The organism is Methanomassiliicoccales archaeon (assembly GCA_029907465.1).
Classification (GTDB): Archaea; Thermoplasmatota; Thermoplasmata; order Methanomassiliicoccales; family JACIVX01; genus JACIVX01.
This window is the reverse complement of record JARYLV010000017.1, coordinates 17309-31924: the sequence shown is the minus strand read 5'-3', so window position 1 is coordinate 31924 and position 14616 is coordinate 17309. Positions and strand designations below refer to the sequence as shown.

Here is a 14616-nt window from a genome sequence, read left to right as displayed (position 1 = left end):
TGCCGCGATCGCGATCGAGAACAGCGCAAAGATCTGGCCCCTCACATCGTTGTAAAAAGATGAGAAGGCGACAAAATTGATGTTTGCTGAATTCAGCATCAACTCGATCGACATCAAGACGACGATCGCGTTGCGCTTTGTCAGCACCCCGTAAGCACCGATGACAAACAAGATCGCCGCCAGCGCAAGGAAGTATTCGAGCGGTATCATTTACTCTCCTCCTTCGCTAGGAACACGCCACCGAGCATTGCCACGAACATGAGGATACCGATGATCAGGAATGTGATCCCGTAATCCTCGAAGAGAGAAAGACCGATTTGGTGCATGCCGATCTCAGTGATTTCCCCTGCCCTCCATGATGAAAGCGATAGGGACGCTAGAATGATGATGAGGAATACGCTAGCTGAAGTGATTGCCAAGATTCTCTGTCGATTCATATGCGCTCACCTCCAGTGAGCCGTCTCTTGGTCAACATGATACCGAATAACATGAGTACGGACACTGCCCCGACGTAGATTAGGATCTGGATGATTGCGACATATTCGGCGCTCAAGAAAAAGAAGATAATGGCAACACCGATGAAAGTCAGTGCGAGGTACATGACACTGTGCACAATCTCTTTTGAAGCGACAACGAAAACTGCTGCAGCGACTGTGATTATTGCGAAGATCAAAAAGAAAAGCAAATCCCATTCCATCACAGAGCCTCCTTCATCACGAGCGCATCCCGTGGACAGTTCTCAACGCACTGCTCGCAACTTACGCATTTATCGTAATCGAATTTCGGCCGCTTGATCGGCTTTCCCTTGTCACTGACACCGGCTTGAATCATCTCAATCGCCCCTGCTGGACAGACTTTTGCACATCGAGAGCAGCCAATACACTTCCTTTCGTCGAGCTCCGGTTTGTCCTTTGATTCTGGCTTTCTTTCCGCAGGTGCGGCAACCACGCCCCTCTTGAGCTCCGATGGTGTCACTTCGACAAGATGGACCTCATATCCGGGTTTGTATTCGTGCTGGAGTTTATAGGGATCATATATCAGATCTTCGCGGGTAAAGGCGGCGAGCTCATACTCAGGTGTCACGATCATCGCATTCTTAGGACAATACTCAGCACAGTAACCGCACATCATGCACCTCCCTAAGTTGACCTTGGGCCGTTTGACCTTGGCCTGGCCTTTATACTCCACTTCCACGAGCTCAATGCATTTGGTCGGGCAGATCCTCATGCAAATGCCACAACCAATGCACCGATCCATGAGCAGGCCAGGGCGTCCCCTGTAATTATCGGGCAGGACAAGCTTCTCCCAGGGATACAATACTGTGTTCGGGCGATGAACCGTTGCCCTGATCGTTTCTCTGAGGGTGGCGTACATGGGTTTGAGGATGTACCCAGTCACACCGATATTCTTCTTCTTTAGTTTCCTTTCAGGCAATCACAACCACCCCATCGATTTAATGACGACCGCGATGACGATATTGACCATCGAGAGGGGGATGAGACGCTTCCATCCGATGTTGAGAATCTGGTCAATCCTCACCCTCGTCAAAGAGCCGCGGATCCATATGAAAACGAAGAATACGATGAAGACCTTGATCAAAAACCAGATTTCAGGGGGGAGGATCGGCCCGCTCCAACCTCCGAGGAAAAGGAGAACTGCAACTGCGGCCCCTGCGTACCCCCGGAAATACTCTGCGAGCATGAGGAGGCCGAACCTCATGCCACCGTATTCTGTCCACCATCCTTCGACAAGTTCGGCCTCAGCCTCAGGCAGGTCAAACGGGATCCTCTCAACTTCCGCGACAATCGTGATCAAAAACACAATAAAACCAATGAACTGAGGGATCACAAACCAGACTGATTCCTGCTGTGCGTGCACAATTTCCCCCAGATTGAGGCTACCAGTCAAGATCACGACACCAACGAGCGAGAGAAGCAGAGGGACTTCATAGCTTATCAGCTGGGCAGCCGATCGCATGCCACCAATCAATGTGTACTTGTTATTCGACGCCCAGCCACCGATTAGTATAGCGAAGGGCGTGATGCTGAAAACGGCGAAAATAAAAATGAGGCCGCCATCGATATCGCAGACGAAAAAGCGGTCACTCATCGGAATCAGACCAATAAGAAGAATAGACGAACCGATGATGATGACAGGCGCCCAGTTATATCCCTTCTTGTCCGCTTTCTCTGGAATGATGATCTCTTTGAGAAAAGTCTTGAGACCGTCAGCAATATTCTGGAAATAGCCGGCGGGGCCAACGACCATCGCTCCACGCCGATCCATGAGCCTTCCGAGCGTCTTCCTCTCCTGCCATATCATTGTGATCGCGATCAAAAACCCAACGATAAAAACGATAAGAGCCACACCAAATATCGTGAGGAATTGAATGACACCTGGACTCTCGATCCAGCCAGCAAATCCATGAAATCCAAGCCAATCTACAAAATAACTGATAATTCCGACGAGCCACCTGACAATTCCTTCGGTGAAACTGTAGAGATCCATCCACTCACCTGTCCGTCTCTCCTAGGCACATGTCAACTGATCCCATGATCGCAGGAACATCCGCCACCTTGTAACCCTTCAGCATGATAGGAACGGCAGAGACCGTGACGAATATCGGACTCCTCACCTTCAATCTAAACGGCCTGTCGGTTCCGTCGCCAATTACGTACATGAGGCCTTCCCCTCTAGGATCCTCAACCCTCGCGAAAGCGGTGCGCTTGGGCGCGTTTCTTGGCACTTTGACGCGCACAGGCCCATCAGGCATCTTTTTAAACGCTTCTCTAATGATGTGACAACTCATTCTCATCTCATCCATGCGGACCCTGTATCTCGCATAGCAATCGCAATCTGGATGAGTGCATATGTCCCAATCCAGCTCGTCATATACAGAATAGGGATCATGTTCCCGTATATCGATCTTAACGCCGCTCCCCCTTAGGGTCGGCCCGGTCACGCCGAGGTTGATCGCGTCTGCTGGCTTCAGGTATCCAATATCCTGTGTCCTCATGAGAAAAATGTCACTTCCATCGTAGATCTGCTCGTACTCGTCGAGCTTTTTCTCAAAGTAATCCAGCGTCCTGAGGCAATCCCTTTCAAAATTCGGCGGTAAATCGTTCCTGACACCACCGATTCTCATGTAATTATAAGTCATCCGCGCGCCACTGACACTCTGCAAAAGATCGAGAAAGAGTTCCCTCTCTCTCATTGCGTACACGAACCCGGTCAAGAGGCCGAGATCAGTACCATAGGCCGCGAGCCACATGAGATGGCTCGCAATCCTCTGCAGTTCCAATACGATGACACGAATGTATTCTGCTCTCTCGGGAACTTCGACGCCCATCAGCTCCTCAATCGTCAGGCAGTAGAGGTGACTCCAGGACATCGACGCCCCGTAACAAAGCCTATCAGAAAGAGGGATGATTTGAGGGTACATCCGATTTTCCACGAGCTTTTCCCACCCACGGTGCAAATAACCAACAACGGGCTCAGCATCGACGATCGTTTCACCATCGACTTTGACCCTCAGGTTCCAGAGCCCGTGAGTCATCGGGTGCTGAGGCCCCATGTTAATCCACATCTCAGCCATTTCACTGCCTCCCCAACTTGAAGTCTTTCCTGAACGGGAAGTACTGAGTATCCTCTGGCAAGAAGATCCGTTCAAGCCGTGGGTGGTTCTTGAAGCGGATGCCAAACATATCGTAGGCCTCCCGCTCATGCCAGTTGGCACCGCCCCAGAGGGGCGTAACCGAGTCTATTTCAGGATCGTCGTGAGGAATATCAACGGTGATTTCAAGAACACAACGGTTCTCATAGGATGAAAGATGATAAACAACCTGAAAACGATCGATTCTATCAACACCAGTCACGCAGGAAACATGATCGAACTTCAACTCATTCTTGAGGAATTCGCACAGTTTGTAGATAATAGCCCTATCGGCCCTCGCGAAGATCCTTCTCGGCGCAATACCTCCTATCGTGACGCCATCTGGAAAGGTCTTTCGCACGGCGTCGACAATCGCTTCCTCTGTCGATCCTGATGTCTCTAGACCGCCAGTAGAATTCACAGTTCCACCTCAATCTTCTAGGAATCTGCCTTTCGTTGATGCCCTTATCTTATCTTGCAATTTTAGGAAACCGTCGAGAAGAGCTTCAGGTCTCGGCGGGCAACCAGGAACATAAATATCGACTGGAATGAAGGTATCAACACCTTGTACGACGGTATGCGAATCGTACCAGGGACCGCCGGAGATCGCACATTCGCCCATTGCGATAACCCATTTGGGTTCCGGCATCTGTTCATACAAGCGCCTCAGATCAGGTCGCAGTTTTGTCGTCACCCAGCCATTCACCAATAGAACATCGCACTGTCTCGGAGAGGACCTGTAGACGATGCCGAAGCGTTCCGCGTCCCATCTGGGAGCTGATGAGGCTGCCATTTCCAGAGCACAGCATGCGATACCAAAGTGTAGAGGGAAAATCGAGTTCCGGAGGGACCAGCTCCAGATCGGCGTCGTGATCTTGTCGACTGCCCTTTTTACCCCTGTAGCCCGCATGAGATCGTCGAACAGTTCGGAAGACCATTTGACGAACTCCCTCACACTCATCGCTATTGCGTTAGGTGCCAGACTCAGATCCAAATGATCTCCTCCTTCTTCAGTGCATATGCAAGGCCAATTAGTAATATGACCACAAAGATTGCCATGTAAACTTTAGCCAGGTCTGAGAGGCCAGAAAATGCAAGGGCCCATACCATCAGGAAAATAGTAATTATATCAAAGATCACGAATATAATACCGAAAATATAATATTGGAAATGAAATTGAATTTGTGCTTCACCGATTGGTACTTCCCCACACTCGTATGTGAGTGTCTTCTGGGCTGTTTTTCTCGTAGGTCTAAAGAACCTGGAGACATAGAAGGCGAGTACAGGGAAAAGTATTGTTACCATTGCGAAAATCGCAACAGGAAGATACTTTTCGAGCAACATCGGAGGCACAATATACTGCCTTTATTTAAATTTTCCATGTAATTACCTTCGGCAGAAAGCGAAACGTGAGTAGACCAGCAGTCTTTAGGTTGTAAAATGGGTTGTGGAAACCAATCATATTGGTTCCTAATCACCTTCGGTGCATCACTGTTAATAAAAAATTTCTCGTCTGCGAATAATATTCGGTATGAACAATCTCATTGACTTTCCTGTTGAGATACTCCAATGATTGACCACTTGTCCCGCCTAAAGGTTTAAGGATTGTGAGTCTGTAATGAAAATCGGTGATTTATTGGGTAAAAGGATTGCAATTCTTGTTGAAAACGACTATGAAGACCTCGAACTTTGGTATCCGATCTTGCGACTTAGGGAGGCAGGACATGAGCCAATCGTGGTCGGCACTGGCAGTAGTGACGTGTATCGCAGTAAGCATGGCTATGAAATTAAACCAGATATTCAAATCTCAGAAGCGGAGCCACAGAAATTTGATGGCGTCATAGTCCCGGGCGGGTGGGCACCCGACAAGTTGAGGAGATACCCCCAGATCAACGGATTTGTAAGAGAGATCTTCGAAGCGGGTAAGCTCGTGGCGGCGATTTGCCACGGAGGCTCGGTTCTTATCTCTGCGGGGATTTTGAAAGGCAAGAAGGTCACAGGGGTTATCGCGATCAAAGATGATCTGATCAATGCAGGTGCGCGGTTCAAAGATGAGGAAGTCGTGACAGACGGGAACCTCGTCACTTCACGAAAACCATCAGATCTCCCAGCGTTCATGAGGGAGATATTGAAGATCCTTGGAAATTAAATGAGCTTGTGCGCCATTCTTCTCGATGAGATTCCATTTCAAAAAGATCTTCTCTCCTATTTTACATCCCTTCGCATAAGTTTCACTAACTTATTTAAGCAGCTCCGACATGTTGTGTTTCCCAATAAAGAACGCAATTGATCAAGTCGATTTGCGTGTCACGATTTGAAGAGAGGAATGGACATCGATATTGAGGTGAATCGATGAAAAAGATTGGATTCATTGGTGCGGGGAATATGGCCGAGGCGTTAATGAAGGGAATCATCTCGGTCGGTTTTGCAAAGGAAGAGGAGATCATAGCGAGTGAGATTATTCCTGAAAGAAGGGAATATATTTCCAAATCAATAGGCATTCAGACAACGGACAACAACATAGAAGTTGCGAAAGTATCGGAGATCGTCGTTCTTGCTGTCAAGCCCAACGTCGTTGGCATGGTCCTTGAAGAATTGAGGCCCTACCTCACAGCGGAAAAACTAATCATCTCTATCGCTGCAGGTGTTCGCATCAATTTCATCGAATCGAGACTGAACCCTGGTGTGAGGGTCATCAGGGTCATGCCCAATCACGCTTGTCTCGTTGGTGCGTCAGCCTCGGGCTACGCGCTGGGAAAGTATGCGAAAGAGAAAGACAAAGAAATCGTCCAGAGGATCCTAGAGTCCGTTGGCATTGCATTCTGCCTAGATGAGAAACTCATTGACGCAGTAACTGGTCTGAGTGGGAGCGGCCCCGCCTTCGTTTACTTGGTCATTGAGGCGCTTGCGGATGGCGGTGTGAGAGCGGGACTCCCAAGGGATGTCGCACTCGCGCTCGCCGCACAAACAGTCTACGGCTCGGCAAAGGCTGTCCTCGTAACAAAAAAGCACCCGGGGGAGCTCAAAGACCAGGTCGCGTCACCAGCGGGTACGACGATTGAGGGATTGGCCATACTGGAGTCTGCCGGCGTCAGAGGGGCTCTGATCGAGGCTGTATACGCCGCCGCACTGAGGTCGATGGAGCTCGGTGAAAAACAATAAGAAAATCAGGCGACATGCCCACCGGCAAAGGCCTCACTAGACCTTTTTCTTTTTTAGGAAACCGATGAGTGCCCGCGGAATACTCTTGAAAACCCCCTTCGTATCCCATTCTAAGTCTCTCTTCTTACAGATCGTTGACTCCATAAGTTTATCTGCCTTCTCTTTAATTGTTTGAAGTCGAAGAGTCCTTTCCTTGGGATCGTCCACCAATACTGCCGAATCGATTTCCTTCACCATCCATTTAGCGAGGCGAATACGCTCCGACAGAAATTCATAGTCTTCCGATGACATCAGGCCTTCCTCAAACCGCACTTTGTTAAGCCGGTCCGCCGCCTCATACGAAGTCCCAACAATCTCATCCCTTGTCATCCATTTTGTTTCATACGAGAGGACGTACTTCCAGCTAGCATTGAGCAGCCTCGAGCGATGCTCCTCAAGCGTCCTGGCAAAAACCCTGTAACCGTATGCCTCAGGGGCCTCGAACGCGCGGCTACCAGGGTCAAGGAAGGGGGCGAGTGGCGATATGTAGAAAAACAATTTCTCCCTTTGATTGAGCTTCTCATAGAGGTGGCGCGCGTAATCGGATGTTTCGATCGCTGACTTAGCTGTCTGATTAGGGAGGCCGATCATGAAAAACATATCGAACCGGCTGCATCCATGACTTAATGCATTTGCAACAGTAGACTCAATAGACGCATTGTCGAACTTTCTGCCGAGTACGAATCTGACATCCTCCTCATGGGAGTCTGGGGAGAATTGAACCGAGTACTCCTCTAATGCCTCAGACGCCATGCGGAAGAATTCTCTATCGGCGGGTGTAAATATCTCAAGGACGAGGTGGTTCTCAACACCGAGCTCTTTCACCTCATCAAAGAATCTCCTCGCGTAGTCCTTTCCACCCTGACGGAGGTCCCCAACGACGAAAATCGGAGAGTCAAAATGACATCCGATATTATATACATCAGCAGCAAGCCTCTCTGGTGTCCTGAATGCTGGTCTCGGTCTGCCGAGAAATGTCCTCATCGCGGTGCACGATCCACCGCATACGGCGCAGTCCATCGTGCAACCCCTAACCGAAAAAACTGCAGTCAGGGGATACCTGTCCCAGTCCCTGAACGGCTTGAACCCCTCAAGATCGCGGTACCTTATCACGGATTTGATCATCCAACCGTAATCCACATCGAGAAAATCGATGTCCGCAGGCACGAAGGATAGCGGGTTCTCAAAGGCTCTCCCGTCTTTTTTCCAAGTCAAATTAGGGACCTCGGCAAAATCGCCACCTTTTTCAATCGTTTCAATGAGAGATGCGACGGGTATTTCAGTCGAGTCGCCGCGCAGAACCATGTCTACCTGAGGGTAATTGATCAACTCTCTGTGAAAATAAGTCGATGAAAAACCACCAAAAATGACTTTGGAATCTGGATGATGTTCTTTGATGATTTTCGCGACTTCTAGAGAGCCATGCGCATGTGGAAGCCAGTGAAGGTCTATACCGTATGCGGTCGAGGAGAGGTTCTTGATAAATGATTCGACGTCAAAATTCTTATCGTGGAGCATCAGAGATGCGAGATTGACGATCCTCACCCTGTATCCCTGTTTATGCAGATATGAGGCGATCGTAACAAAACCGAAGGGATACATCTCAAAGACAGGCGTCGAGGGAATGAGGTCGCTGATCGGGCCATAAAAGATCGTTTCCTTTCTGAAGTCATAGACGCTTGGCGCATGGACGAGAATGAGATCTTCTTTCGCCAGGTGATGCCCTCCTCTTAGTCGGTTGCCCGAGTGAGGAAGGAATACATAAAATCTTCATCTACCGAATCGTCTCTGTCTGAGCTGATAAGACCTGATCGCCCTCAAGAAATCAATTTTCCTGAACCCCGGCCAGTACACATCCGTGAAATAAAGCTCGGAATAAGCAAGCTGCCAGAGTAAGAAGTTCGATACTCTTTCTTCTCCAGATGTGCGCAGAATGAGATCGGGGTCCGGGAAGTCAGCTGTGTAGAGAAAATTCGAGAAGACCTTCTCATCGATCTCCTCCACACTCAACTCCCCCTGTTTGACCTTCTCGGCGATCTGCTTGATAGCCTGTATGATCTCTTGCCTACTACCGTAGGCGACAGCAATGTTGTAGAAGTACTGATCATAATCAGCAGTGCGCCGTTCTGCGTATTCGATTGCCCTCCTCACCCTCTCTGGAAGGAGCTCGCGCTGCCCTAGGACTCTGACCTTTATCTTATGCTTGTGGATTCTTTCATCATCGCCGAGCTTGAGAAAGTTTTCTTCAAAAAGATTCATAAGATAGTCCACTTCGTCCTTATCCCTCTGCAAGTTCTCAGTAGAAAAGGCATAGACGGTAAGGATCCTGATACCGAGTTCGAGGCACCATTCCATTACTTCTTCCAGCTTGTCCTTTCCTTTGATATGCCCTTCATTTGGATGGAGGCCAAATTCCCTCGCAAACCGCCTGTTACCATCCATGATGATCGCGACGTGGCGTGGAATCTCGTTCTCAAGCACCTCTTTTAACAACTTCTTCTCGTATGCCTGGTACGCCGTGTTAGAAATCAGTTTCGATATTTCTTCTCTGATTGCCATGCCCCCCGAGGGATAACCTTTTGTCGGGACAATTTTGATTATTCTGATTAAATTGGCACGATATTTAAATTATTTCTCAATCCGGTTTCCTCTCAAAGTCCTCTGGTAATGATGAAGAGATTATGCCGAGGTCGAAACACCCGATGCCAGCCACCGCGCCGATCGACCCCCGCTTCCCGGTGATCTCAACGAGAGAAACACCATTTTTCTCGGCAACTTCCCTTGCACGGTCGACCGTCAGAATATTCTTTTTCGCTTCGAGTCCGTACCTCACAAGCTCATCAGGGATTTTCAACCCACGAAAGATGGCGAGAGTGGTGTTCTTTGAATAGGTATTTTCTTTGACGTATTTGATCACATATTCGGTCAGTTCATCTGCTTTCCTCTCTTCGACTGCGAAAGAAACGCCCACTGAAACGCAGTTGGTTGTCTTGTCTGGTACGTTCGGATTCAGCTGAATGATCTTGTGCTCGAGAAAATGGCCGATCGGAGAGGAATTCGCCATCTTCAACATCATCGCCCAGGACGCCCCTTTCTCTTTTGTATCAGTGTCATCGACTGCATAGATCATCCGGATCATCTTTGGTGTTGTGATCGTCACCTCAATCCTATGCGCCCCGCCGATCTTTATATCATCAGGGTATTCCGTTTCAATTGTCCCAGATGCTTGCGGGAGGCAAGCTCCGATACCTATACTCGCTCCTGCAAGCCCGACCCATGTCGTTTTTACACAGTCCCCCTCGACCTTGAGCGCCTTGAGTCCTTGCCCCCCCAGGTCTTTTGATGCGGGCCCGAATTTCACCTCCCGCTCGCCGATGACCGCATCCATAATGAGGGTCGTACCTTCAACTCTGGCATCCGTGATCACCCCGCCAGCCCGTTTCCTATTAACGGCGTCCCATTCTACTGGTCCTTTTGCGATACATTCATCGATGATCCTCGCGATCCCGTTTTCCTCATCAACTATTGTGATGAACTTCCTGCAAAACAATTTCCCGAAACGCTCAATAACCTCTTCTGGCCTAAGCACCTTCGACATCAACGGCGCCCCCAGGTCTTCGGCGAATTAAATGGGTGCATCCTCATTCCAATAGTTATCCCTTTCGTGGAGATCCCTGATGTACCTACATGGCAAATCCGAGATATCTACAACTCTATATTGATCTGTAGATCTATCCTGGTATAATAAAAACCGCCCCTTAACGCCGAGAACTCTCCCGATGTGAATACCAGATGGTTGAATTGGTTCGAGAGGTGAGTCGAGATAACGTTCAATCGGATAAAGATCGAGGAAGAGAACTTCGCTATCGACGACCTGAAACTCTTTAGAGAGACGATCCCTGATAGAGAGTAGCATCTCCTCAGCCTCAGCTCTCCTCAGGGGGGTCATGAAACACTTTGAATTGACTTCAGGCCCTGTCAGTTGTGGAAGATTGAGTATCTTCGCGATTCTTCGCTCGAGCTTGCGTGCGTCCGACCGACCATCACATTTTATGAGCTGCAAGATCGCATCGGCGCCCTGCTCGATCCCACGAGTCCTTAATCTCGACAAACCAGTCATTCCGATCTTAATCGTGTCGTGAATCACTGCAGCATACACAACATGATGTTTGCTGCAGAATTCGCAGGAACAGAGTTCACCGTTGCATTTAGGCTCAAATATGCACTCCTGATATGGGATCCAAGACGATGCGCATTGAGGGCACTGACTGAAACGTGTCACTCGCGCAGAAGTGGGACACGGGACATATTCCGATCCCTTGAAGTGCCCGACGCAGTACTTTTCAGGGCTGGAAAAGAAGGCTAGTTCCTTGATTTCAATTTCCTTTACCTTCTGTTGCCCGATGTCATAAAGCTGGAGATACGGGACGAAATCGTTCCAGTAGAATGAGAGGACGTGATAAGTCCGAAATGAGTCGTATGAGCGGGAGAGTAGCTTATCTGCAGTGATGAACATCATTGGAATACTACTAACTGATGAGCTAATTGTATTTATCGGAAAGTTTTACAAAAAGAGATAAGGCGCGTCCGATTATTCTCTCACTTCTTCCGTCGATTCAGCACGCTTCAAATAGCAAGCTGGTACTTCTTCCACGAGGAAAACCGTTTTCCCGGCTCTCTGGATAACAATCCCATCCTCAACCGCCTTTTTCGCGTCTATTTCGAGTATAACAGGCGAATCAGTTCTCACAGAGCCGGCGATGACAGCGTCCTTGTACGTCTTTGATAGATGAACGAGTTTTCGATCCGATGGCTTCAACCCCGTCTCCAAGATTATGTCCGCCTCTTCTGGCGTGGTCGGGTAATAGAGTTTTTCAGGCGTATTATCCGTCGGTAGTTTCAGATCCAGTTCGATAGTGTGACCGTACGTTGCACGGATCATATCATTGCTCACCTCGTAACGGCCCTTTGGATCTGTTTCAATGATTGCTATTATATGGTACGGCCGGATCCAGTGATATCTCCTTTGTTGTGTCCTCAGTGCGTTAACAAAGTCCTTGAGGCTGACAAATCCTTGAGAGTCCATTTTAAGTCCGAACTTTTCTGGAAAGTGGCGGAGAACACCTGCCATCGTCCTCCCGATCTGATCCAACTCCTTTTCATTCATCAGAAATCGACCCTTTTCACCGCAGATCGGGCAGGCTTCGCCTCGGAAGTAACCGTGTGATTTGCATTCCCTTAGCATTTCGGATGATGAATCCGATATGATTGCTTAAGTTTTTTCCTGAAAAAAATGAGATGTTCCGATTTGCGCCAGGTAGGCGATCTAATTAAAGTCAGTATGACCGATCGATTTTTTCGATTTCAAAAACGGTAATCGTAATTTCACCGGGTTTTATCAGACTCCTCGTCACCGTACCGAGAATTCTGACGCGGTCTCCGATCTCAATTTTATCGGCTGGGGCGAAAAGAGCCATTGCAGTCACACTGTTGCCGCCATCTGAAATCAGATATCTCGGTCTCGAGAGCCATAGTAGACTCCGGCGCTCTACCGATCCCTCGGTGGTGACCACGTTTCCGACGTCTGCGAGCGAGAGGTCCCGAATCCTTTTCCTGATCGCCCCATCTCGATATTCTTCTGCCAGTTTTTTGAACGCCGACCTGTTCATCTTACTCATCATCAACGGGATCAAGTAAAGGATGATGACCATGAAAAGACCGAGCAAAAGAAACGATAGGTCCTGGGTCGCGATAAAGACCCAGAGGACCAGTGCCGCCCAAAAGGCGACAACCAGGAGTGCCAATTTCGATACGCTTGTCATTTGTTCATTTCCTCTTTCCTCGCCTGAGCACCTGGAACTTCGGATGGACAGACCGTTGGCAGTTCACTACGGAATGCATAGAAGTACACGACGCCAACGAAAAGGAATCCACCGATGATGTTACCGATCGTCGCGGGTATCAGATTCCAGATAAGGAAGTCGCTGACTGTAATTCCTCCGTAATGTGCTAGCAGTGTGTTCGCCGGCAGCGAATACTCAGGGTGCATCGCTAGCGCCATCATGCCGGCGGGAATGAAGTACATGTTAGCAACACAGTGCTCAAATCCGCTCGCAACGAATGCCATGATCGGGAACCAAATTCCGAAGAATTTTCCGATCATCTCCTTTGATGAAAGCGCAAGCAGAATTGCGACATTGACGAGTAGATTACACGCAATGGCGTTCATGAACACAGACGTCATCCCCATTAGCCCACCGGCAGCCTTATATGTGAGCGTCTTTGCAGCAGCGATGTTGATCGCATTAACACCAAATGCATTCAGATAGAAGCCACTTTCAGAAACCGCATTGCCAGAAACAGCAGAAATGTCACCAGTTTGCAATGGCCCTACGGCCATGAGGAACGCCCAAAACAGTGAACCAATGAAGTTTCCAATGTAAACGAAAACCCACACATAAAAAACGCGCTTCCATGTGACAAGCTTCATCATCGCCGCCATCGGCACAAGCATGGCATCGCCTGTGAAGAGCTCCATACCTGTCAATACAATGGCAATGAGACCTACCGGGAAAACAGCGCCAGCAACCAATTTTCCTATCCCAGCGCCCAGATAATTCGCAACACCAGTTGAACAGACAGTAGCAAGAGCAGCACCAACGGCAATGTAGAGACCGGCCATAAATCCACGAAGAAGCAAATTGCCGGGCGACAGTTTGGATTTGTAAACACCTGCTTTGCCTGCTAGATCTACGATATCACATGGTCTATTCGTCATTGATATCACTCCACTAGACGGTTTCTACGTTTCAGGCCAATGTTTTCTCTGCGGACAAAACGGTGTTTTTCATCAACATGACGATCGTCATCGGGCCTACGCCACCGGGCACAGGCGTAATGGCAGATGCCTTTTCCTTCACAGCCTCGAAATCGACGTCGCCTACCAATTTATACCCTTTCTTTGAGCTTGGATCCTCAACCCTGTTGACGCCGACATCGATAACGACGGCACCCTCCTTAACCATATCCGCCTTGATGAACTCTGGGACGCCCATAGCCGCAATGAGAATATCTCCCATCCTCGTCACCGAGGGAAGATCCTTTGTCCTCGAGTGACAAACTGTAACTGTTGCATTTGCGCCCTTCTTTTTCTGCATCAGTATCGCGGCAACAGGTTTCCCAACGATATTGCTTCTCCCGACGACTACGACATGTTTCCCCTCAGGACTATTGCCGCTCCTTATCAAAAGTTCCTGAATCCCATGAGGCGTACATGGCAAAAATCCAGGATCACCGATCAGCATTCGTCCTACATTGACGGGATGAAATCCATCAACATCCTTCTCAGGATCGATACGGTTGAGAACCTTTGTCTCGTTTATGTGATCGGGAAGGGGCAACTGAACAAGGATCCCATGGATTTTCGGATTTGCGTTCAAATCGTCGATGAGCTTAAGAAGCGCATCCTCAGGATAATTGGCAGGGAGCCTTATTGTCTCTGAATAAAGACCGAGCTCTTCACATGCCTTCCCTTTCATTCTTACGTAAACCTGAGAAGCTGGATCCTCTCCAACGAGAATAACAGCAAGCCCAGGAGTGACACCTTTTGACTTAAGGTCGGCGATTTTCGCCTTCAGTTCCTCACGGATCTGTGCAGCAATTTCATTACCATCAATCAGCCGGGCAACCATCGTTACCACCTTATTCCTTGCCATAACGGTGGCAGCTTATTTAATTCTTTGTTGGCATGAAGAGGTTTCTCT

19 protein-coding genes are annotated in these 14616 nt (G+C 48.8%); 2 read left to right on the top strand and 17 right to left on the bottom strand.

Annotated features, from left to right (window positions below):
- From nuoK to ndhC, 9 genes are all read right to left on the bottom strand, one after another.
- A partial coding sequence (gene nuoK / locus QHH00_06795) for an NADH-quinone oxidoreductase subunit NuoK (protein ID MDH7509089.1) occupies positions 1 to 210 on the bottom strand: 210 nt, incomplete at its 3' end.
- The gene (locus tag QHH00_06790; GenBank protein ID MDH7509088.1) at positions 207 to 437 is read right to left on the bottom strand and encodes an NADH-quinone oxidoreductase subunit J; all 231 of its coding nucleotides are present in this window, start codon (positions 435 to 437) and stop codon (positions 207 to 209) included. The genes nuoK and QHH00_06790, both read right to left, overlap by 4 nt.
- The gene (locus tag QHH00_06785; GenBank protein MDH7509087.1) at positions 434 to 697 is read right to left on the bottom strand and encodes an NADH-quinone oxidoreductase subunit J; all 264 of its coding nucleotides are present in this window, start codon (positions 695 to 697) and stop codon (positions 434 to 436) included. Before QHH00_06785 ends, QHH00_06790 begins: the two co-directional genes overlap by 4 nt.
- Complete coding sequence (locus tag QHH00_06780; GenBank protein ID MDH7509086.1) at positions 697 to 1434, bottom strand: 4Fe-4S binding protein; 738 nt, start codon at positions 1432 to 1434, stop codon at positions 697 to 699. Before QHH00_06780 ends, QHH00_06785 begins: the two co-directional genes overlap by 1 nt.
- On the bottom strand, positions 1435 to 2508 hold the full coding sequence (nuoH, locus tag QHH00_06775; protein ID MDH7509085.1) for an NADH-quinone oxidoreductase subunit NuoH: 1074 nt from the start codon (positions 2506 to 2508) through the stop codon (positions 1435 to 1437).
- A gap of 4 nt (positions 2509 to 2512) precedes the next feature.
- Positions 2513 to 3595, bottom strand: coding sequence for an NADH-quinone oxidoreductase subunit D (locus QHH00_06770; GenBank protein MDH7509084.1), 1083 nt, complete (start codon positions 3593 to 3595; stop codon positions 2513 to 2515).
- Position 3596: 1 nt separating this feature from the next.
- Positions 3597 to 4073, bottom strand: coding sequence for an NADH-quinone oxidoreductase subunit C (locus QHH00_06765; protein ID MDH7509083.1), 477 nt, complete (start codon positions 4071 to 4073; stop codon positions 3597 to 3599).
- Between the two features lie 9 nt (positions 4074 to 4082).
- Complete coding sequence (locus QHH00_06760; GenBank protein ID MDH7509082.1) at positions 4083 to 4646, bottom strand: NADH-quinone oxidoreductase subunit B family protein; 564 nt, start codon at positions 4644 to 4646, stop codon at positions 4083 to 4085.
- Positions 4637 to 4996 carry an NADH-quinone oxidoreductase subunit A gene (gene ndhC, locus QHH00_06755; GenBank protein ID MDH7509081.1) on the bottom strand — a complete coding sequence of 120 codons (360 nt, stop codon included), beginning with the start codon at positions 4994 to 4996 and terminating at the stop codon, positions 4637 to 4639. The genes QHH00_06760 and ndhC overlap by 10 nt, the downstream gene beginning before the upstream one ends.
- 274 nt (positions 4997 to 5270) lie before the next feature.
- Between ndhC and QHH00_06750 the strand changes: the two genes are divergently transcribed.
- Positions 5271 to 5801: a type 1 glutamine amidotransferase domain-containing protein gene (locus tag QHH00_06750; protein MDH7509080.1), complete on the top strand. Its 531-nt coding sequence runs from the start codon at positions 5271 to 5273 to the stop codon at positions 5799 to 5801.
- A 203-nt stretch (positions 5802 to 6004) separates the two neighbouring features.
- Complete coding sequence (proC, locus tag QHH00_06745) at positions 6005 to 6814, top strand: pyrroline-5-carboxylate reductase (protein MDH7509079.1); 810 nt, start codon at positions 6005 to 6007, stop codon at positions 6812 to 6814.
- Positions 6815 to 6850: 36 nt separating this feature from the next.
- On the opposite strand, the gene QHH00_06740 is transcribed toward proC, so the two are convergent.
- From QHH00_06740 to folD, 8 genes are all read right to left on the bottom strand, one after another.
- Positions 6851 to 8551: a TIGR04190 family B12-binding domain/radical SAM domain protein gene (locus tag QHH00_06740; protein ID MDH7509078.1), complete on the bottom strand. Its 1701-nt coding sequence runs from the start codon at positions 8549 to 8551 to the stop codon at positions 6851 to 6853.
- Positions 8552 to 8623: 72 nt separating this feature from the next.
- Positions 8624 to 9412 carry a polyprenyl diphosphate synthase gene (gene uppS / locus QHH00_06735; GenBank protein ID MDH7509077.1) on the bottom strand — a complete coding sequence of 263 codons (789 nt, stop codon included), beginning with the start codon at positions 9410 to 9412 and terminating at the stop codon, positions 8624 to 8626.
- Positions 9413 to 9488: 76 nt separating this feature from the next.
- Positions 9489 to 10451, bottom strand: a complete 963-nt coding sequence (locus QHH00_06730; protein ID MDH7509076.1) for a DUF1743 domain-containing protein — start codon at positions 10449 to 10451, stop codon at positions 9489 to 9491.
- Between the two features lie 27 nt (positions 10452 to 10478).
- Entirely contained in the window at positions 10479 to 11372 is an 894-nt protein-coding gene (locus tag QHH00_06725) for a DUF2797 domain-containing protein (GenBank protein ID MDH7509075.1), read from the bottom strand.
- A 72-nt stretch (positions 11373 to 11444) separates the two neighbouring features.
- On the bottom strand, positions 11445 to 12098 hold the full coding sequence (locus QHH00_06720; GenBank protein ID MDH7509074.1) for an RNA 2'-phosphotransferase: 654 nt from the start codon (positions 12096 to 12098) through the stop codon (positions 11445 to 11447).
- Between the two features lie 91 nt (positions 12099 to 12189).
- Positions 12190 to 12675 carry a hypothetical protein gene (locus QHH00_06715; protein ID MDH7509073.1) on the bottom strand — a complete coding sequence of 162 codons (486 nt, stop codon included), beginning with the start codon at positions 12673 to 12675 and terminating at the stop codon, positions 12190 to 12192.
- Positions 12672 to 13631 carry a formate/nitrite transporter family protein gene (locus tag QHH00_06710; GenBank protein MDH7509072.1) on the bottom strand — a complete coding sequence of 320 codons (960 nt, stop codon included), beginning with the start codon at positions 13629 to 13631 and terminating at the stop codon, positions 12672 to 12674. Before QHH00_06710 ends, QHH00_06715 begins: the two co-directional genes overlap by 4 nt.
- A 31-nt stretch (positions 13632 to 13662) precedes the next feature.
- Positions 13663 to 14568 carry a bifunctional methylenetetrahydrofolate dehydrogenase/methenyltetrahydrofolate cyclohydrolase FolD gene (gene folD, locus QHH00_06705; GenBank protein MDH7509071.1) on the bottom strand — a complete coding sequence of 302 codons (906 nt, stop codon included), beginning with the start codon at positions 14566 to 14568 and terminating at the stop codon, positions 13663 to 13665.
- Positions 14569 to 14616 lie beyond the last annotated feature (48 nt).

Excerpts from the sequence above, each read along its gene's own strand:
- QHH00_06790 (MDH7509088.1), bottom strand. The coding sequence starts at position 437 with ATGAATCGACAGAGAATCTTGGCAATCACTTCAGCTAGCGTATTCCTC.
- QHH00_06785 (MDH7509087.1), bottom strand. The coding sequence starts at position 697 with ATGGAATGGGATTTGCTTTTCTTTTTGATCTTCGCAATAATCACAGTC.
- nuoH (MDH7509085.1), bottom strand. The coding sequence starts at position 2,508 with ATGGATCTCTACAGTTTCACCGAAGGAATTGTCAGGTGGCTCGTCGGA.
- QHH00_06770 (MDH7509084.1), bottom strand. The coding sequence starts at position 3,595 with ATGGCTGAGATGTGGATTAACATGGGGCCTCAGCACCCGATGACTCAC.
- ndhC (MDH7509081.1), bottom strand. The coding sequence starts at position 4,996 with ATGTTGCTCGAAAAGTATCTTCCTGTTGCGATTTTCGCAATGGTAACA.
- QHH00_06750 (MDH7509080.1), top strand. The coding sequence starts at position 5,271 with ATGAAAATCGGTGATTTATTGGGTAAAAGGATTGCAATTCTTGTTGAA.
- proC (MDH7509079.1), top strand. The coding sequence starts at position 6,005 with ATGAAAAAGATTGGATTCATTGGTGCGGGGAATATGGCCGAGGCGTTA.
- uppS (MDH7509077.1), bottom strand. The coding sequence starts at position 9,412 with ATGGCAATCAGAGAAGAAATATCGAAACTGATTTCTAACACGGCGTAC.
- QHH00_06730 (MDH7509076.1), bottom strand. The coding sequence starts at position 10,451 with ATGTCGAAGGTGCTTAGGCCAGAAGAGGTTATTGAGCGTTTCGGGAAA.
- QHH00_06725 (MDH7509075.1), bottom strand. The coding sequence starts at position 11,372 with ATGATGTTCATCACTGCAGATAAGCTACTCTCCCGCTCATACGACTCA.
- QHH00_06720 (MDH7509074.1), bottom strand. The coding sequence starts at position 12,098 with ATGCTAAGGGAATGCAAATCACACGGTTACTTCCGAGGCGAAGCCTGC.
- QHH00_06715 (MDH7509073.1), bottom strand. The coding sequence starts at position 12,675 with ATGACAAGCGTATCGAAATTGGCACTCCTGGTTGTCGCCTTTTGGGCG.
- QHH00_06710 (MDH7509072.1), bottom strand. The coding sequence starts at position 13,631 with ATGACGAATAGACCATGTGATATCGTAGATCTAGCAGGCAAAGCAGGT.
- folD (MDH7509071.1), bottom strand. The coding sequence starts at position 14,568 with ATGGCAAGGAATAAGGTGGTAACGATGGTTGCCCGGCTGATTGATGGT.